This is a genomic window from Streptomyces sp. NPDC039430 (genome assembly GCF_055639435.1).
This window is the reverse complement of the sequence record NZ_JBVKAK010000010.1, coordinates 208,818-226,678: the sequence shown is the minus strand read 5'-3', so window position 1 is coordinate 226,678 and position 17,861 is coordinate 208,818. Positions and strand designations below refer to the sequence as shown.

13 protein-coding genes are annotated in these 17,861 nt (G+C 71.8%); 9 read left to right on the top strand and 4 right to left on the bottom strand.

The annotated features are described in order from the left end of the window. Positions 1 to 190: 190 nt before the first annotated feature. A complete protein-coding gene (locus tag ACZ7LS_RS25495; RefSeq protein WP_382527359.1) occupies positions 191 to 1,834 on the bottom strand; it encodes a DNA repair helicase XPB in 1,644 nt (547 codons plus the stop codon). A 218-nt stretch (positions 1,835 to 2,052) separates the two neighbouring features. Between ACZ7LS_RS25495 and ACZ7LS_RS25490 the strand changes: the two genes are divergently transcribed. Continuing rightward, entirely contained in the window at positions 2,053 to 2,826 is a 774-nt protein-coding gene (locus ACZ7LS_RS25490) for a VanZ family protein (RefSeq protein ID WP_385136382.1), read from the top strand. A gap of 529 nt (positions 2,827 to 3,355) precedes the next feature. On the opposite strand, the gene ACZ7LS_RS25485 is transcribed toward ACZ7LS_RS25490, so the two are convergent. Beyond that, the gene (locus ACZ7LS_RS25485; RefSeq protein ID WP_382527365.1) at positions 3,356 to 4,060 is read right to left on the bottom strand and encodes a copper homeostasis protein CutC; all 705 of its coding nucleotides are present in this window, start codon (positions 4,058 to 4,060) and stop codon (positions 3,356 to 3,358) included. Positions 4,061 to 4,281: 221 nt separating this feature from the next. Between ACZ7LS_RS25485 and ACZ7LS_RS25480 the strand changes: the two genes are divergently transcribed. The 6 genes from ACZ7LS_RS25480 to ACZ7LS_RS25455 all read left to right on the top strand — a co-directional run bounded on the left by ACZ7LS_RS25480 (position 4,282) and on the right by ACZ7LS_RS25455 (position 15,001). Next, the gene (locus ACZ7LS_RS25480; protein WP_385136380.1) at positions 4,282 to 6,567 is read left to right on the top strand and encodes a heavy metal translocating P-type ATPase; all 2,286 of its coding nucleotides are present in this window, start codon (positions 4,282 to 4,284) and stop codon (positions 6,565 to 6,567) included. Positions 6,568 to 6,638: 71 nt separating this feature from the next. After that, positions 6,639 to 7,307 carry an HD domain-containing protein gene (locus ACZ7LS_RS25475; protein WP_382527371.1) on the top strand — a complete coding sequence of 223 codons (669 nt, stop codon included), beginning with the start codon at positions 6,639 to 6,641 and terminating at the stop codon, positions 7,305 to 7,307. A gap of 88 nt (positions 7,308 to 7,395) precedes the next feature. Next, positions 7,396 to 8,631, top strand: coding sequence for a Cmx/CmrA family chloramphenicol efflux MFS transporter (locus ACZ7LS_RS25470; protein WP_382527402.1), 1,236 nt, complete (start codon positions 7,396 to 7,398; stop codon positions 8,629 to 8,631). A 162-nt stretch (positions 8,632 to 8,793) separates the two neighbouring features. Beyond that, complete coding sequence (locus ACZ7LS_RS25465; RefSeq protein WP_382527374.1) at positions 8,794 to 9,141, top strand: Pepco domain-containing protein; 348 nt, start codon at positions 8,794 to 8,796, stop codon at positions 9,139 to 9,141. Positions 9,142 to 9,146: 5 nt separating this feature from the next. Continuing rightward, positions 9,147 to 13,859 carry a wHTH domain-containing protein gene (locus ACZ7LS_RS25460; protein ID WP_385136376.1) on the top strand — a complete coding sequence of 1,571 codons (4,713 nt, stop codon included), beginning with the start codon at positions 9,147 to 9,149 and terminating at the stop codon, positions 13,857 to 13,859. 215 nt (positions 13,860 to 14,074) lie between these two features. Beyond that, complete coding sequence (locus tag ACZ7LS_RS25455; protein WP_382527380.1) at positions 14,075 to 15,001, top strand: trypsin-like serine peptidase; 927 nt, start codon at positions 14,075 to 14,077, stop codon at positions 14,999 to 15,001. A gap of 133 nt (positions 15,002 to 15,134) precedes the next feature. Here the strand turns inward: ACZ7LS_RS25455 and ACZ7LS_RS25450 are convergent, their stop codons facing one another. Then, complete coding sequence (locus ACZ7LS_RS25450) at positions 15,135 to 15,404, bottom strand: DUF4031 domain-containing protein (RefSeq protein ID WP_382530366.1); 270 nt, start codon at positions 15,402 to 15,404, stop codon at positions 15,135 to 15,137. Beyond that, positions 15,401 to 15,835, bottom strand: coding sequence for a hypothetical protein (locus ACZ7LS_RS25445; protein ID WP_385135059.1), 435 nt, complete (start codon positions 15,833 to 15,835; stop codon positions 15,401 to 15,403). The genes ACZ7LS_RS25450 and ACZ7LS_RS25445 overlap by 4 nt, the downstream gene beginning before the upstream one ends. A gap of 63 nt (positions 15,836 to 15,898) precedes the next feature. Here ACZ7LS_RS25445 and ACZ7LS_RS25440 point away from each other — a divergent pair, with 63 nt between their 5' ends. Next, positions 15,899 to 16,819 carry a MurR/RpiR family transcriptional regulator gene (locus ACZ7LS_RS25440; protein WP_385135057.1) on the top strand — a complete coding sequence of 307 codons (921 nt, stop codon included), beginning with the start codon at positions 15,899 to 15,901 and terminating at the stop codon, positions 16,817 to 16,819. Between the two features lie 101 nt (positions 16,820 to 16,920). Next, on the top strand, positions 16,921 to 17,853 hold the full coding sequence (gene murQ / locus ACZ7LS_RS25435; protein ID WP_382530372.1) for an N-acetylmuramic acid 6-phosphate etherase: 933 nt from the start codon (positions 16,921 to 16,923) through the stop codon (positions 17,851 to 17,853). Positions 17,854 to 17,861: the final 8 nt, after the last annotated feature.

The following is a 17,861-nucleotide window of genomic DNA, read 5'->3' as shown; positions in this document are numbered from 1 at the left end:
CAGGGCGCGGAAGCCCGCAGGGCGCGGAAGCCCGCAGGGCGCGGAAGCCCGCAGGGCGCGGAAGCCCGCAGGGCGCGGAAGCCCGCAGGGCGCGGAAGCCCGCAGGGCGCGGCTCGGCTCTCCGCTCTCCGGAAACCCGGCTCGGCTTCCCGTGCACCGGAAGCCCGGCTCGGCTCTCCGCTCTCCGCCGTCAGTTCCCCGCCAGCAGCTCGTCCGCGTCCACGATCCGGTACGCGTAGCCCTGCTCCGCCAGGAACCGCTGACGGTGCGCCGCGAAGTCCTGGTCGATCGTGTCGCGCGCGACCACCGAGTAGAAGCGGGCCTCGTGGCCGTCCGCCTTCGGGCGCAGCACACGCCCCAGGCGCTGTGCCTCCTCCTGGCGGGAGCCGAACGTACCCGAGACCTGGATCGCGACCGTCGCCTCCGGCAGGTCGATCGAGAAGTTCGCGACCTTCGACACGACCAGCACCGAGATCTCGCCCTGCCGGAACGCCTCGAAGAGCTTCTCGCGCTGCGCGTTGCTGGTCTCGCCCTTGATGACGGGGGCGTCCAGATGCTCGCCCAGTTCGTCGAGCTGGTCGATGTACTGCCCGATGACGAGGGTCTGCTCGCCCCGGTGCTTGCGTACCAGTGCCTCCGTCACCTTCCGCTTCGTCGCGGTCGTCGCGCAGAAGCGGTACTTCTCCTCCGTCTCGGCCGTCGCGTACGCCAGCCGCTCGCTGTCGGTCAGATTGACCCGTACCTCGACACAGTCCGCCGGAGCGATATAGCCCTGCGCCTCGATCTCCTTCCACGGAGCGTCGAACCGCTTCGGCCCGATGAGCGAGAAGACGTCCGACTCGCGGCCGTCCTCCCGTACGAGCGTGGCCGTCAGCCCGAGGCGGCGCCGGGCCTGGAGGTCGGCGGTGAACTTGAAGACGGGCGCGGGCAGCAGATGCACCTCGTCGTAGATGACCAGGCCCCAGTCACGCGAGTCGAACAGCTCCAGGTGCGGGTAGACGCCCTTACGGCGGGTGGTCAGCACCTGGTACGTGGCGATGGTGACCGGGCGGATCTCCTTCTTCGTACCGCTGTACTCACCGATCTCGTCCTCGGTCAGCGACGTGCGCTTCACCAGCTCGTGCTTCCACTGGCGGGCCGAGACGGTATTGGTCACCAGAATCAGCGTCGTCGCCTTGGCCTCGGCCATCGCACCGGCCCCGACCAGCGTCTTTCCCGCGCCACAGGGCAGCACGACCACACCCGAGCCGCCGTGCCAGAACCCCTCGACGGCCTGCTTCTGATACGGGCGCAGCGCCCAGCCCGACTCGTCCAGCTCGATGGCGTGCGCCTCACCGTCGACGTACCCGGCGAGATCCTCGGCCGGCCAGCCCAGCTTGAGGAGCGTCTGCTTGATCTGGCCGCGCTCCGAGGGGTGGACGGCGACGGTGTCCGGGTCGATGCGGTTGCCGACCAGCGGCTGGACCTTCTTGGAACGGAGGATCTCCTCCAGCACGGGACGGTCGGTGGAGGTCAGGACCAGCCCGTGGGACGGGTGCTTGGAGAGGGTGAGCCGGCCGTAGCGGGCCATCGTCTCGGCGACATCGACGAGCAGCGCGTGCGGCACGGGATACCGGGAGTACTCCACGAGCGCGTCGACCACCTGCTCGGCGTCATGGCCGGCGGCGCGGGCGTTCCACAGCCCGAGCGGGGTCAGCCGGTAGGTATGGATGTGCTCGGGGGCGCGCTCCAGCTCGGCGAAGGGCGCGATGGCGCGGCGGCAGGCGTCGGCCTGCTCGTGGTCGACTTCGAGCAACAGGGTCTTGTCGCTCTGGACGATGAGGGGTCCGTTCACGCGCGGCTGCCTTTCGGGGATGGCTCTGCACGGCCGAATGACCAGTGGCCAAATGACCAGTGTCGCGCATCTTCGGCGGATCGGGGACGGGGGCGCGGATCGGGGGTCCGGGGGCGCGTATCCGTGACGGGCCGGGGCACCCGGGGTCTATGACCGCAGAGACGGAAAGGCCCAACCCGGCGAAGGCTGTCCCAGGGGGTATCCCGTGGGGGCATGCTGTGCTGCGGATTCTCATCATGACGGTGGCGCTGGTCGCGCTGACGGGGTTCGCCGCGGTGCTGGCCGAACTGACTCTGACGCCGTCCCCCGCGTCCGAGGACATCGCGGGCGCCAACCTCAGGCCGGGGCGCTCCCTGATGCAGTACGCGCAGGACTACACGTTCCTCGCCGCGTGCAAGCAGATCGGCGGCAATCTGCTGATGGGGGCGCCGTTCGGGCTGCTCCTTCCGGTGCTTGTGCCGCGCAGGCTGCGGATGGTGCGGGTGGTGGTGCTGACGGCGTTGGTGATGGTGCTGGTGGAGCTGGCGCAGGGTGCCGTGGTGCGGGGGCGGGCGTTCGACGTGGACGACGTGATTCTGAACACGAGTGGTGCGTTGATCGCGTATGTGCTGGTGGGGAGGGTGATCGGGCGGCGGTTCCACGCCTTGGGCGCGTTGGGCGCGCGGGGCGCGCCGGGTGCGGGTGCGGGTGCGGGTGCGGGTGCGGGTGCGGCGGGTGCGCCGAGCGCGCGGGGTGCGGGTGCGGGTGCGTCCGCCGGGCGGAAGGCGGAGCTTGGGCGGCGGCCTCAGGCGAAGCCGAAGCCGAAGCCGAAGGGCAAGCCCGGGGTGACGAAGGCGAAGGGCAAGCCGGGGGCGGCCGTGGCGAAGGCGGGTGCGAAGGCGGGCGCGAAGGCGGGTGCGAAGACCGGGGCCAAGACGCAGCGGTCCGGCTCGGTACCTGCGGCGGGTTGGCGCGAGCGGCTTGCGCGGCTTGGGAGGCTTGGACGGCGCTGAGGCTGGGGCGCGGTGCGGTGCGGTGCGGCGGGGTGCGGGTGCGTTGTCGTGGCCGGGGGCCGGGGCCTCCGGAGGCACATGTCCGGACGGCATGATTTACGGCGCGTTCTGCCCTGTCGTTGGTTCGGGCGTCCGCGCGCCACACATCACGCTTCAGTGTCCGAACACGCACCTCCTGCACCCCCGACCCCCTCCCCCCGGTGGTCGCGCCATTCGCCGTCCTGGCAGAGGTGAGTGGGCCGGGTGCGGGAAGGCGCCGCCGCCGCGCACGAACGCGTGGCTTGTGCGGGCGGCGAAGGGGGCGTGCAGGGGGCGTGTCCGGGACGCTGAAGCGTGATGTGTGGCGTGCGACCGCCCGTTTCCTGACTGTGGCCGGCTGCGTGCCGTACGGGGTCCGGGGGTGTCCCCCCGGAAAGCACAGCATGCCGTCCCGGGCGCGCGCCCCGGAGCGCCGCCCGGCGACAACCCGCACCGGACCACCCGCCCCAGCCGGAACGCACCGCCATTCACGACCCCCCGCCGGAAGGCGCTACGCGTCGATGGCCTCGCGCCACTCCCCCACCGCGTCCGGCGACACCGATCCCGCCCAGCCCCCCGGCCTCGCCGCGCCCCCGATGTGGAACGCGTCCACCCCCGCCGCGAGCAGCGCCTCCACGTGGTCCAGCCGCAGTCCGCCGCCCACCATCAGCCGCGCCCCGTACCCCGGCTCTCCCCGCGCCCCGGCCTCCGACTCCGCCAGCAGTGTCGGCAGTCCGTCGTCCACGCCCGCCGCCGAGCCCGCCGTGAGGTACGTGTCCAGGCCCGGCAGATCCGCCAGTTGCTTTCGGAGCGCGTCCCGGTCGGCCGCGCGGTCGATCGCCCGGTGGAAGGTCCACCGGCAGCCGTCCAGTTCCGCGATCAGGCGTTCCACCGTGACCAGGTCCGGTGTCCCGTCCGCGTCGAGGAACCCGAGGACGAACTCGTCCGCCCCCTCCGCCCGCAGCCCGCGCGCCACCTCGGCCAGGGCGTCCGCGCCTCCCGGCCCGCCCGCCGTGAATCCGTCGGCCAGCCGCAGCATCACCCGCAGCGGGATGTCGACTGCGGCCCGGATCTTGGCGAAGGTCTCGCGGGGTGGGGTCAGCCCGTCCGCCGCCATGTCGGTGACGAGTTCAAGGCGGTCCGCGCCTCCGTTCCTGGCGGCGACCGCGTCCTCCGCGTCGAGAGCGATCACCTCCAGGAGTGCACGCTTACTCATGCGACCTCATTCATACGTATGCCGGCGGGTCAAGGACATGACTGGACGCGACCGAATATAGGTCTAGTCCAATATCCCAGCCTACGGGGCCCTCCCGCCCGCGCGCATCAGCGCGTCCACGGCAACCCCTTGCGTTACATACCCCATGGGGGTATAGATGGAGGTGTGAGATACCCCTAGGGGGTAGGATGGACATCGTCGAGGAGAAGGAGCCGTCAGCCATGAGCCCCACACGGACCACCGCCGGCACAGCCGCCGAAGTCGAGCTCATGATCGGCGGTATGACCTGCGCCTCCTGCGCGGCGCGGATCGAGAAGAAGCTGAACCGGATGGACGGCGTCGAGGCCACCGTCAACTACGCCACCGAGAAGGCCAAGGTCAGCTACCAGGGCCAGGACGTCGCGGTCGAGGACCTGATCGCCACCGTCGAAGCCACCGGCTACACCGCCACCCGGCCCGCACCCGCACCCGTCCGGACGGACGCCGACACCGTCGGCACACCGGACGCGACGGACCCCGACAGGGACCCCACGGACGTGACACTGCGGCAGCGGCTGACCACCGCCGTCATCCTGTCCGTCCCCGTGATCGCGATGGCGATGATCCCCGCCCTCCAGTTCGAGTACTGGCAGTGGCTCTCGCTCACCCTCGCGGCCCCGGTCGTCATATACGCCGCCTGGCCCTTCCACCGCGCCGCCTGGGCCAACGCCCGCCACGGCGCCGCCACCATGGACACCCTGATCTCGGCCGGTGTCTCGGCCGCGTTCCTCTGGTCCCTGTGGGCCCTGTTCTTCGGTCATGCGGGCATGCCCGGCATGACCCACCCCTTCGAGCTGACCGTCGCCCGCACCGACGGCGCGAGCAACATCTATCTCGAAGCCGCCGCGGGCGTCACCGCCTTCATCCTGGCCGGCCGCTACTTCGAAGCACGCTCGAAGCGCAAAGCGGGCGCCGCCCTGCGCGCCCTGCTCGAACTCGGCGCCAAGGAAGTCACCGTCCTGCGCGACGGCGCCGAGCTGACCATCCCCACCGCGCGGCTGCGGACCGGCGACCACTTCCTCGTCCGGCCCGGCGAGAAGATCGCCACCGACGGCACGGTCGTCGACGGCTCGTCCGCCATCGACGCCTCCATGCTCACCGGCGAGTCCGTCCCCGTGGAGGTCACCGCCGGGGACCCCGTCACCGGTGCCACCCTCAACGCCGGCGGCCGGCTCGTCGTCGAAGCCACCCGCGTCGGCGCCGACACCCAGCTCGCCCGCATGGCCCGCATGGTCGAGGACGCCCAGAACGGCAAGGCCGCCGCCCAGCGCCTCGCCGACCGGATCTCCGCCGTCTTCGTCCCCCTCGTCATCCTGCTGGCCCTGGCCACCCTCGGCTTCTGGCTGCTCACCGGCGGCGGACTCACCGCCGCCTTCACCGCCGCCGTCGCCGTCCTGATCATCGCCTGCCCCTGCGCCCTCGGCCTGGCCACGCCCACCGCCCTCATGGTCGGCACCGGCCGCGGCGCCCAGCTCGGCATCCTCATCAAGGGCCCCGAGGTCCTCGAATCCACCCGCCGCGCCGACACCATCGTTCTGGACAAGACGGGCACCGTCACCACCGGCCACATGGCCCTCCTCGCCACCCACACCACCACCGGCACCACCGAGACCGAGGTGCTGCGGCTGGCGGGCGCGCTGGAGCATGCCTCCGAACACCCCATCGCCCGGGCCGTCGCCACCGGTGCGGCCGAGAAGGCCGGTACGCTCCCCACGCCCGAGGACTTCGCCAACGTCCCGGGCCTCGGCGTCCAGGGCGTCATCGAGGGCCACGCCGTCCTCGTCGGCCGCGCGAAGCTTCTCGCCGAGTGGGAGATCCGTCTCCCCGAGGACCTGGAGCGCGCGAAGGAGGCGGCCGAGGCCGCCGGACGCACGGCCATCACCGTCGCCTGGGACGGCGAGGCGCGCGCCGTTCTCGAAGTCGCCGACGCCGTCAAGGACACCAGCCCCGAGGCCATCCGCCGGCTGCGCGCCCTCGGCCTCACCCCGCTGCTCCTCACCGGCGACAACAAGGCCGTCGCCCACGCCGTCGCGAAGGAAGTCGGCATCGACCCCGAGCAGGTCATCGCCGACGTCATGCCCGAGGACAAGGTCGACGTCGTCAAGCGGCTCCAGGCGGAGGGCCGGTCCGTCGCGATGGTCGGGGACGGGGTCAACGACGCCGCCGCCCTCGCCCAGGCCGACCTCGGACTCGCCATGGGCACCGGCACCGACGCCGCCATCGAAGCGGGCGACCTGACCCTCGTCCGCGGCGATCTGCGCGTCGCGGCCGACGCCATCCGGCTCGCCCGCCGCACGCTCACCACCATCCGCGTCAACCTCTTCTGGGCCTTCGCCTACAACGTCGCCGCGCTCCCGCTCGCCGCCGCCGGACTCCTCAACCCCATGATCGCCGGTGCCGCCATGGCCTTCTCCTCCGTCTTCGTCGTCGGCAACAGCCTCCGGCTCCGCGGATTCAAGGCCGTGTGACCCGCGCGCGACGACCGCACCGAGCCGGGCCCCGGAACCCCCGTTCCGCGGCCCGGCTCTATCGTCGTGCCATGCCCGCACCTGATCTGCGCAGCCGGTTCGCGACCACGCTCCTCGCGCTCCGGGAGGAAACCGGGGAAGCCGGAAGGGCCGAGGCCCCCGACCCGTACGCGTACGCCGACCGCCTCCTCGCCCGCTGGGCCGAGCCCCAGCGCCGCTACCACACCACCGATCATCTGCTCGCCGTCCTGGACCACATCGACACGCTCGCCGAGTACGCCGACGACCCCGACGTCGTACGGCTCGCCGCCTGGTTCCACGACGCCGTCTACCAGCCCGACCGCTCCGAGAACGAGGAGCGCTCCGCCCGTCTCGCCGAACGCGCCCTTCCCGAGGCCGGGCTGAGCGACGACCGTACGCGCGAGGTCGCCCGGCTCGTCCGCCTCACCACCACCCACGCCGCCGCGCCCGGCGACCGCGACGGCGCCGTCCTGTGCGACGCGGACCTCGCCGTCCTGGCGGGCGGCCCGGAAGCGTACGCGGCCTACACGGCGGCGGTACGGGAGGAGTACGGCTTCGTCCCCGACGACGCGTTCCGCACCGGCAGAGCCGCCGTGCTGGAGCAACTGCTCGCCCTGCCCGCGCTGTTCCGTACGCCCTATGGCGCACGCGAGTGGGAGGCGCGCGCCCGCGCGAACCTGACCGACGAGCTGCGCGGCCTCACCCGTCTCACCAGCTGAGAGCCGACGGTCCGCCGGAATGTAACGGCCGCTACGACCGTTGGCACCTGTCATGCCCGACTCCGTCCCCGCTCCCGCCTCCGCCCGTATGCCGCTCGCCGTCTACATCCTCGGCCTCTCCGTCTTCGCGCTCGGTACGAGCGAGTTCATGCTCTCGGGCCTGCTGCCGCCCCTCGCCGACGACATGAACGTCTCCATCCCCACGGCCGGGCTCCTGATATCCGCCTTCGCGATCGGCATGGTGGTGGGCGCGCCCCTGCTCGCCGTCGCCACCCTGCGCCTCCCCCGCCGCACCACACTCATCGCCCTGATCTCGGTCTTCGGCCTCGGCCAGGTCGCGGGCGCGCTCGCCCCGACGTACGAGATCCTCTTCGCGTCCCGGGTGATCAGCGCGTTCGCCTGCGCCGGGTTCTGGGCGGTCGGCGCGGCCGTCGCCATCGCGATGGTCCCGCACACCGCGCGCGCCCGCGCCATGGCCGTCATGATCGGCGGGCTCTCCATCGCGAACGTCCTCGGCGTCCCGGCGGGCGCGTTCCTCGGCGAACACCTCGGCTGGCGCTCGGCGTTCTGGGCGGTCGGCGCGGCCTCCGCGGTGGCGCTCGTCGGTGTCGTCACACTCATCCCCCGTATCCCGCTCCCCGACGAGAAGCCGCGGCTCAAGCGGGAGTTGGCCATCTACCGCGACCGTCAGGTCTGGCTCTCGATCGCCGTGACCGCGCTCGCGGCGGGCGGTGTCTTCTGCGCGTTCTCGTATCTCGCCCCGCTGCTCACGGACGTGGCCGGGCTGGACAGCGGCTGGGTGCCGACCGTGCTCGCGCTCTTCGGTGTTGGCGCGCTGATCGGTACGGCGCTCGGCGGCCGGTTCGCGGACGCGCACCTCTTCGGCGTCATGATCAGCGGTGTCACCGCGTCGACGGTCCTGCTCGCCCTGCTGGCGCTCACCGCCTCGCACCCGGTCGCCGTCATCACGCTGGCGTTCCTGCTCGGCCTCTCGGCGTTCTTCACGGCCCCGGCCCTCAACGCCCGGATGTTCAACATCGCCGCCGCGGCCCCCACTCTCGCGGGCGCCACCACCACCGCCGCCTTCAACCTCGGCAACACCGGCGGCCCCTGGCTCGGCGGCACGGTCATCGACGCGGACTTCGGCTTCGCCTCGACGGCCTGGGCGGGCGCGGCGATGACGGTCGTCGCGATCGGCCTGGCGGCGCTCTCGCTGCGCTACCACCGCGCGACGGCGGGCAGCCGGGTGGTCGCGGGCTCGCTCGTCGCCTCGTCGGCCGAGCCCGCCGGGGCGGCCGAGTCCGCCGCCCCCGCCGACCGCTGACAGGACGAGCGGTGACGGACAACCGCTGACGGACGGCCGGCGACGGCCACACCGCCGACGGACGAGATCACACCGCCGCCGTCTGTTACGTAACACTCCCCACGCCCCCCTCGGCAATCTAGAGTTGAGGCACCATCAGCTTCAGGGGGCGGAGAAACCGGGATGTCGCAGCACGCACCGGACGGGACCGAAGGACAGACGCTGCCGTTCTGGGTCGACGTCGTGGAGGAGGAGGGCGACGAAGGCAACGCCATGGGCGGCCTCTTCCGGCACGACGGCGAGGCCGTCCTGCGCTCGGTCCCCCTCGGCCCCCTCCGCAAGAATCTGGCCGATACGGTCGACGCCCTCCAGAAGGTCTTCGAGGAGGTCGCCGACCGCGGCGGCGCGCTCCCGCTCGCCGAGGCCCAGCTCTCCTTCCAGGTCACCGCCACCGGCGGCATCCAGCTCATCGGCAGTGGCCAGATACAGGGGACCCGCGGTCTGACTCTGACGTTCAAGCGCCCGTCGTAGGCTCCATGCCACGCCACAAGGCTCTCCTCATCGGAGCCAGCGAGTACGACGACGAGACGATCCGCTCGCTGCCCTTCGTCCGCGACGACCTCCAGCGGCTGGAGGGCGCGCTCTCCGACCGCGGATTCCGGCCGGTGGAGATCGCCGAGTCCCAGCGCGGCATCACCCCGAACGCCGTCAACCGCCACGTCCTGCGCTTCCTGCGCGAGGCCGGCCGCGGCGACACCCTGTTCGTCATGCTCAGCGGCCACGGGGTGCACTTCGACGGCCGGGACTATCTCGTCCCGGAGGACGCCTACTACGAGAGCGAACCGTTCGCCGAGAGCTGCGTCGAGATCGGCTGGCAGAAGGAGCTGGAGGACTCCCCCGCCGGCCAGGTGGTCTTCCTCATCGACGCCTGCCGCGAGGGGTCGGCCCGCCGGACCAAGGCCCCCACCAGGATGCCCGGTTGGGAACGCCCAAAGATCGCCGCGACGCTGCGCCGCAAGGTCGCGTACGTGTACGCGTGCTCCAAGGCCCAGTACGCGCTGTACGTGGACGAGTCCGAGACCGTACTCCCCCAGCACGCCGACGCCGCCGGCACCCAGCCGAAGGACTCGTTCAGTCTCTTCTCCCGCGCCGTCTCCGACGTCGTCTCGGCGGTGCCGCACAGCCTGCACATGGGCGAGTTCCTGGACGAGGTGCAGCGCCGGGTGACCGCCCTGCACACCGCGTACGGCAAGACACAGCCGGTCCAGCGGGTCAGGGCCGAGACCGACATCCCCTGGCAGGAGTTCACGGTCCTGCCGGGCCCCGCCCGGGACGCCGCCGAGCATCCCTGGGTACGCGGCACCGCCACCCACCCCGCGTGGGAGCGGACCACCCCCGGCGCCGCCCGCGAGGCGCTCAAGGACGTCTGCGCCACGCTCGCCGCCCGGCTCGCCGAGGGGTACGAGACGGCGGCGGCCACACTGCGGGACGACCCCTGGCACGACGCCGAGCTGGCCAAGCGCGCCCAGGACCGGCTGGGCTTCCTCACCGGCCGGCTGGCGGCCGGTACGGAACTCTCCCCGACCGAGGGCGCGTTGACGGTCCTGCTGCCGCTGCTCGGCCAGGCGTTCTGGACGCACGAGGCGGCCCAGCGGGCGCCGGTCGTCACCGCGGGACCGGCCGACCAGTCCACCCCCGAGCGCGACCGCTTCGGCAAGTTCGCCCAGGGGTTCCCCCGCCTCCAGCGCCGGCTGCGCACCCTGGAGCAGCGCGGCGTCTCGGACGGATCGGCCGAACGCATCCGCTGGTGGCTGTTCCACCGCTGGCTCGTCCGGCAGCCCGAGCTGTACGCGTCCCAGACCCTGAAGACGCTGCTCGGCCCGCCGCCCGGCGGCACGGAGTGCCCGGAGTGGGTGACGGAAGCCCTGTCCGGGGAGCGGTTCATGCGCTTCCTCCAGGAGCTGCGCGCCGCGCCGTTCGCCGTACCCCGCCACACCCCCGGCCGGCCGGGCGACCAGCGCGACGGCGACTACGACGTCATCGCCGCCAGTACGAGGGACGAGCACGAGGTACGCGAATCCCTCGTCGCGTCCCTCGCCAAGGCGGCCCAGGCGTTCGCCGTGGACCCGGTGGATCTGCCGGAGATCCTCGTCGAGCACATCGGGATCTCCGACAGCGTGGACCTCGGCGCTCTGCTGACGACGATCCGCGGCTCCGACTGGCGCACCTCCGGCCTCGGCCGCTCCCTGAACGCGGTCTGCGGGCATCCGGCCGTCCAGATCGCCCTGCGCGAGCACGCCCGCCGGGTGGACGGACTGCTGCGCGACATCAACCGGACATCGGCGCTCGCCCCGCTCCGCTCCCTGCCCCCGTACGCCGACGCCGACCGCGTCAGGCTCGGCGGCAGCACCCCCACGCATCTGGCCGACGGCATCCGCTTCCAGCTCGCCGAGGACCGGGTGCAGGAGCTGCTGATGGGCGAGGAGCTGTACGGCGAACGCGAGCTGGCGATCCGGGAGTTGTACCAGAACGCGCTGGACGCGGTCCGCTACCGGGACCGCCGTACGGAATACCTGCGCAGGACCGGCGAAACACCCGCGCGGTGGGACGGCCTCATCGAGTTCGTCCAGAAGACCGACGCCCAGGGCCGCCCGTACCTGGAGTGCCGGGACAACGGCGTCGGCATGGGCCTCGACGAGCTGCGCGATGTCTTCTCCCAGGGCGGCGCCCGCTTCGTCGATCTGCCGGAGTACATCGAGGAACAGACGGCCTGGGCCGAGCTGGGGGAACCCCGCATCGAGCTGCACCCCAACAGCCGTTTCGGCATCGGTGTGCTGAGCTACTTCATGCTCGCGGACGAGATCGAGGTGACGACGTGCCGCATGGGCCGCGACGGCCGCCCCGGCAACAAGTACCAGGTGAAGATCGCGGGCCCCGGGAACCTGTTCCGCGTCGACGACCTGGGGCCGGGCACGGACGCCGGTACGACGGTGCGGCTGCTGCTGACCGACCACAAGGAGCGCGTGTCCTGCGTGGACACCTTGCAGCGCGTGCTGTGGCTGGCTCCGTACCGTACGAGCGCCGAGCACGGCTCGCGGCGGCACGAGTGGGCACCGGGACAGCTCTCGCTCAGCGGTCCCGAGCTGGTCTGGGCGGAGGACTCGGAGATGTTCCGGCGCACCGGCGCCTGTTACCCGTCGGGGAACCCGGACGTCTGGTGGGTGGACGGCACGGGCCGCTTCCTCTCGGACGGCCTGCTCGCGAGTACCAACTCGGTGACCACCGGCAGCAGCGCCCGGGAGCGCTATGGCGCCGTGGTCAATCTCCGCGAACAGCATCAGCCGGAGCTGAGCGTCGACCGCAAGACGATCCGTTCGAACGACGAGGACCATGTCGACGCGGTGCTGAGCGAAGCGCTGCCGAGCCTGTTCTCGACCGCGCGACCGCTTCTGATGCCCGACTGGCTGGTCGAGGCCAGCCGGTCCTCCGTGAGTTTCGGGGACGAGGTCGCCGAACGCGCGCGTACGAGTGGGGTGCCCTGGCCCGCCGGGGACACCGAACGCCCCTTCGACGCGCTGGGGTTCTTCCGCCCCGACCAGACGCTTCTGCCGCTCGTGACCGGCCGCTACCCGGCGGTACGGGAAGAGCACGGACCGTCCTATCTCCGGCTGGTACCCACGCCCGTACTGCGGTGGCGACTGCTCACGCTCTACCGGGCCGGCCTGGGGGATCCGCTGACCGAGGCCGCGCAGGCGTCTCCTCCGCTGCCCTGCGCACGCCCCTCGGACCATCAGCTGCTCAGTGCCCGTAGCTCGTACACCACGCTCAACTGGACCCAGCGGTACAAGGACTGGCTCACCGGACCGGAGAACAGCACTTTCTATCTGCTCAAGAGTCCGTCCCGCACCCTGGTGGACTCCGGGATCCTGAGCGCCCACAGCGTCGAGGTGTGGCGCGATCCCGAGCAGGTGGTCACCCTCGACGAGATCTTCGGCCTGGTGGACCTGACCGAACTCACCGCCGAGGCCGTCGCCGAGCGTCTGACGGCTCTGGGGTACTCGGTCGTTCCTCCCACGGGCTGCGAGAGAGTCAGGCGGGAGGATCTCCCTCTGCTCCGCCCGCTGGGCTCGGTGACCGACGGCTGGCTGGAGCCTGGCAGCGACCTGTCAGTGGCTCAGCTCTGCCTCAGCGCGGCGATGGCCGAGTGTTCCACTCGTGAGGCGGCCGACCGGCTCCGGGACCTGGGATTCGCCGTCCCCGCCGGGTATCCGAACTCCGACGCCTGGACCGCGGAAGACCGCGAGGTGCTGCGGGGACTCTGGGATCTGCACGCGGATCCGGTGCCACAGGACCGGGCCCGGGAGATCAGCTACGCCCAGCTGATCAGCGTGGCACGCGCCTCCGGTGCGACCACACAGGCGGTCGTCGGCCTGCTGGGGGACACCGGCTTCTCCGTGTCCTCCCCCGGCACTCCCGGGCTGACGATCCGGGACGACGAATGGGCGCTGCTCGTCTACAACGGCATCTCCCTCGATGTGGACCGCCCGGTCCCGCTGCCCCATGTGGTGGGGGTGGCGCACCGCACCGGGCAGTCACCGGAGGCGGTCGCCGTACGGTTGCGCGCGCTGGGCTTCGAGGTCCCCGAACTCCCCGCCGACGGGCAGCTGCCGAGCAAACAGGACATCAACTTCCTCTACGCGCGCTACGAATCGTCGTCCAGCAAGGCATGGCCCCGGCCGGATCGCCCGATGGGGCTCGGCGCGATCGCGGAGCGGGCGGGCCGCTCCACCCTCTCCATGACGGAAACGGCCGCCAGACTGAACGCCCTGGGGTATCGCTGCGCCCCGGCTCAGTGGCTGCTCGACCGGTTCCAGGAACACGACGTCGAAGCGCTCCGGTGGACCCTGCCCGACGACGACCATCAGACCGTGATCTCTCCCCCGCAGTTGTACGCGGTGGCCGAACACCTGGGGCGCGCCGCGGAGGATGTCGCGCAGTCGCTCACGGACTTCGGCTACGACGTCGCCGAGATCCCCGGCACCCGGCTCCAGGAGCGGAACGCGGAAGCGGCCCTGACCGGCGTCCTCTCCAGCGCGGGAGAACCGATCATCGACTACGAGGCCGAGCTGTCGCTTCCCACGCTCGCCGCCGTGGCCATGCGGCTGGGGCTGCCCTTTAGGACGGTCGCCCTCAAGGCCACCGCTCTCGGCATGCGCCACGAGGCCGAGAGCTGGTTCGCCGCCGACTGAGCACGTGTGTCGCAGGTCGCTGAGCACGTGTGTCACAGACCGCGGATGCCGTGTGCCGCGGATCGCCGATCCCCTGTGCCGCGGATCGCTGATCCCCTGTGTCACAGATCATCGACAGCGCGAACCGATCACACCGGTTGTCCTCTCTTCTGGGACGGACGGGGGACACACCGCCCGCCGCCCGCCCCAGCGCGCCACCCGAGGAGACACCCGCCATGCCCGAGACCTCAACTCCCCTGTTCCGGCGCCTTCGTGGCCGGGTCACGGGACTCGCCGTGGCCGGTGCGGCCCTCGCGCTCCTCGCCCCGGTCCCGGCGACGGCCCTGACCGCCCAGGCCGGTGCCGCCGCGGCCGACCCGGTCTCCGTCCTGAAGTACACGGCCAAGGAACGGCGGGAGGCCCTCGCCTACTGGACGGCCGCCCGTATCAAGGCCGTCGGGAAGTCCGTGGACCTCGGTCCGACGGGCCCCAGGGCCAAGCCGTACAAGGGCGCCACACTGAAGACCGTGGGCCGGCTCTTCTTCGTCAACGCGCGGGGCGCCGACACCTGGTGCACGGCCACCGCCGTCAAGAGCGCCAACCGTTCCGCCGTGATGACCGCCGCCCACTGCGTGCGTATGGGCTCCTCCCCCGGCAACACCAACACCGCGATGGTGTTCGTCCCCGCCTACAACAAGGGCAAGCAGCCGTACGGCGCGTTCGCGGTCCGCTCCGCCGCGACCCCGCGCACATGGGAGAACGACTCCGTCAACGACATGTCCGCGCTGGTCGTCGACGCAGACAAGAAGGGCCGCGAACTCACCGACGTGGTGGGCGGCCAGCCCATCTCCTTCGACCGCGCCGTCGGCGGCACGGTCACGGCCCTCGGCTACTCCGCCACCCGCCCGCAGCTCGGTGAGGAACTCCTCCGCTGCGTCGGCAGGACGAAGCGGGAACACGGCACGCAGATGATCCCCTGCGACCTGACCGGCGGGGCCAGCGGCGGCCCGTGGCTGGCCGACTTCGACGCCACCACCGGCAAGGGCAAGGGCGTCCTGGTCTCGGTCAACGCCTCGCTTGACAGCCTGGAGCCGACCAAGATGTACGGAGAGGTGCTGAGGTCCACGGCCAAGAAGGTGTACGACAAGGCCCAGCAGAGCTGACGCGGGAGCACGAGCGGCAGCGGGTTCGCGGCGTCCCCCGGTGAGGGTGACGCCGCGAACCCGCGAAAACGCGCCCCGCGAACCCGCGAACCGCAGAAACGCGCCCCGCGACCCGCCAACCCGCGGGAACCCGCTACGCCGCCGGCCGCCCCTTCGGCCGCCGCAGCCCCGCCTCCGTGATCCTGCGCACCAGCTCCTTGGAGCCGATCTCCACCGCGCCCGCCCGCACCGCGTCCCCGTAACGGTCCGCCGGTACGTCGTAGTGGTCGCGCTCGAAGGCGCGCGCCGGGCAGCCGATGGACGCGGCGAAGGCGTGCAGTTCGCCGAACGAGTCGTCGCTGACCAGGTGTGACCACATCCGCCCGTGTCCCGGCCAGGTCGGCGGATCGATATAGACCGTCACGAAGCCCCCAGCCCGCCCCGGTCCCCCCGCGAGCCCAGCGCGCCCACCGCCGCGACCACCACCCCCGCCTTCCCGCACACCCAGTGCGGATCGGGCCCCAGCTCCGGTTCCACCTCCAGCGCGTGTGGCCCCTGGTGCGGCCCGTCCGATCCGGACTCGGCGCACACCGGGCACAGCGGCCACCGCCCGTACCGTTCCAACAACGCGTCCTGTACGTCCTGCGCCACCAGCCCGGCCACGTACGCGACGCCCTGCGGCCACTGCTCGACCCACCAGCGCCGGTGCGACACCGCGTCCTCCACCAGCGACACGACCTCGGCGCGCGCGACGTCGCCCGCCGCCAGGTCGGCGAGCACCAGAGCGCGGGCGGCGTGCAGCGCCTGCTCAAGCGCATCCACATCGGGTCTCGGATCAGGTCTTGGGTCGTCCATTCAGCCATTGTCGGTGACGGCGGGGGGTTGACGACCGCCGAATTCCGAAAATATCTTTCATAAGTGACCCAAGACGTGAAGGAAAGTTTCAGCGGGGAGCCCCCACCCGCCCCCGCCGCCCTGGCCGCCAAGGTGCGGACCCTCGCGCCGACCATGACCCGCTCCATGCAGCTCGTCGCGGAGGCCGTCGCCGGTGACCCCGCCGGCTGCGCCGCCCTCACCGTCACCGGACTCGCCGAGCTGACCGGCACGAGCGAGGCCACCGTGGTCCGTACCGCACGCCTCCTCGGCTACCCCGGCTACCGCGATCTGCGCCTCGCGCTCGCCGGTCTCGCCGCCCAGCAGCAGTCCGGCCGCGCCCCCTCCGTCACGGCCGACATAGCCGTCGACGACCCCATCGCGGACGTTGTCGCCAAGCTCGCCTACGACGAACAGCAGACGCTCGCCGACACAGCCGCCGGACTCGACACCGTCCAGCTGGGCGCGGCAGTCGCCGCTGCCGCCGTCGCCCGCCGCATCGACATCTACGGCGTCGGCGCCTCCTGTCTGGTCGGTATGGACCTCGCCCAGAAGCTGCTGCGCATCGGCCTGATCGCGCACGCCCACTCCGACCCGCATCTCGCCGTCACCAACGCCGTGCAGCTCCGCACCGGCGATGTCGCCATCGCCATCACCCACTCCGGCTCCACCGGCGATGTCATCGAGCCGCTCCGCGTCGCCTTCGACCGGGGCGCGACGACGGTCGCGATCACCGGCCGCCCCGACGCCCCCGTATCGCAGTACGCCGACCACGTACTGACCACCTCCACCGCCCGCGAGAGCGAGCTGCGCCCGGCCGCCATGTCGAGCCGTACGAGCCAGCTCCTCGTCGTCGACTGCCTGTTCATAGGCGTGGCGCAGCGTACGTACGAGACGGCCGCGCCCGCGCTCTCCGACTCGTACGAGGCCCTCGCGCACCGCCACAGCCCGCGCAGCACCCGCTGACCCCTTCCTTTCCCGTACGCGACGGCACCCGCACCCATATCCGCAGCCATATCCGCACCCGCACCCGCATACCGCGCACTCAGCAGAAAGAGCGCTTCTTCATGACCTCTCAGTACGGCGAACTCCGCGCGCAGCTCGAAACCCTCACCACCGAGGCGTTCCGCCCCGAGCTCGCCGAGATCGACCAGCTGCCGACCCTCGAAATCGCCCGGATCATGAACGGCGAGGACAGCACCGTCCCCACCGCGGTCGCCGCCCAGCTCCCCCGGATCGCCGCCGCCATCGACGCCACCGCCGAGCGCGCGGCCCGTGGCGGCCGGCTGATCTACGCGGGCGCCGGTACGGCGGGCCGCCTCGGCGTGCTGGACGCCAGCGAGTGCCCGCCCACCTTCAACACCGACCCCGAGGAGGTCGTCGGCCTGATAGCGGGCGGTCCCGGCGCGATGGTGACGGCCGTCGAAGGGGCCGAGGACTCCAAGGAGCTGGCGGCCGCCGATCTGACCGCCATGAAGCTCTGCGCGGAGGACACGGTCGTCGGTATCTCCGCCTCCGGCCGTACCCCGTACGCGATCGGCGCCGTCGAGCACGCCCGCAGCCTGGGCGCGCTCACCATCGGGCTCTCCTGCAACGCGGACAGCGCGCTGGCCGCCGCCGCCGAGCACGGCATCGAGATCGTCGTCGGCCCCGAACTGCTCACCGGCTCCACCCGCCTCAAGGCCGGTACGGCTCAGAAGCTCGTCCTCAACATGCTCTCGACGATCACCATGATCCGGCGCGGCAAGACGTACGGAAACCTGATGGTCGACGTCCGCGCTTCCAACGAGAAGCTGCGCGCCCGCTCCCGGCGGATCGTCTCGCTCGCCACGGGCGCGTCGGACGACGAGATCGAGGCCGCGCTCGCCGCCACCGACGGCGAGGTCAAGAACGCCATCCTCACCATCCTCGGCGCCGTCGACGGACCCACCGCCGCCTCGCTCCTCACCGATTCCGACGGCCACTTGCGCGCCGCGCTGAAGGCCGCCCGCACCCACTGAAAGACCAC

Bases quoted from the DNA above. Each gene is read 5' to 3' on its own strand.
- ACZ7LS_RS25485 (WP_382527365.1), bottom strand. From the start codon at position 4,060: ATGAGTAAGCGTGCACTCCTGGAGGTGATCGCTCTCGACGCGGAGGAC.
- ACZ7LS_RS25470 (WP_382527402.1), top strand. From the start codon at position 7,396: ATGCCGCTCGCCGTCTACATCCTCGGCCTCTCCGTCTTCGCGCTCGGT.
- ACZ7LS_RS25480 (WP_385136380.1), top strand. From the start codon at position 4,282: ATGAGCCCCACACGGACCACCGCCGGCACAGCCGCCGAAGTCGAGCTC.
- ACZ7LS_RS25445 (WP_385135059.1), bottom strand. From the start codon at position 15,835: ATGGACGACCCAAGACCTGATCCGAGACCCGATGTGGATGCGCTTGAG.
- ACZ7LS_RS25455 (WP_382527380.1), top strand. From the start codon at position 14,075: ATGCCCGAGACCTCAACTCCCCTGTTCCGGCGCCTTCGTGGCCGGGTC.
- ACZ7LS_RS25465 (WP_382527374.1), top strand. From the start codon at position 8,794: ATGTCGCAGCACGCACCGGACGGGACCGAAGGACAGACGCTGCCGTTC.
- ACZ7LS_RS25475 (WP_382527371.1), top strand. From the start codon at position 6,639: ATGCCCGCACCTGATCTGCGCAGCCGGTTCGCGACCACGCTCCTCGCG.
- murQ (WP_382530372.1), top strand. From the start codon at position 16,921: ATGACCTCTCAGTACGGCGAACTCCGCGCGCAGCTCGAAACCCTCACC.
- ACZ7LS_RS25460 (WP_385136376.1), top strand. From the start codon at position 9,147: ATGCCACGCCACAAGGCTCTCCTCATCGGAGCCAGCGAGTACGACGAC.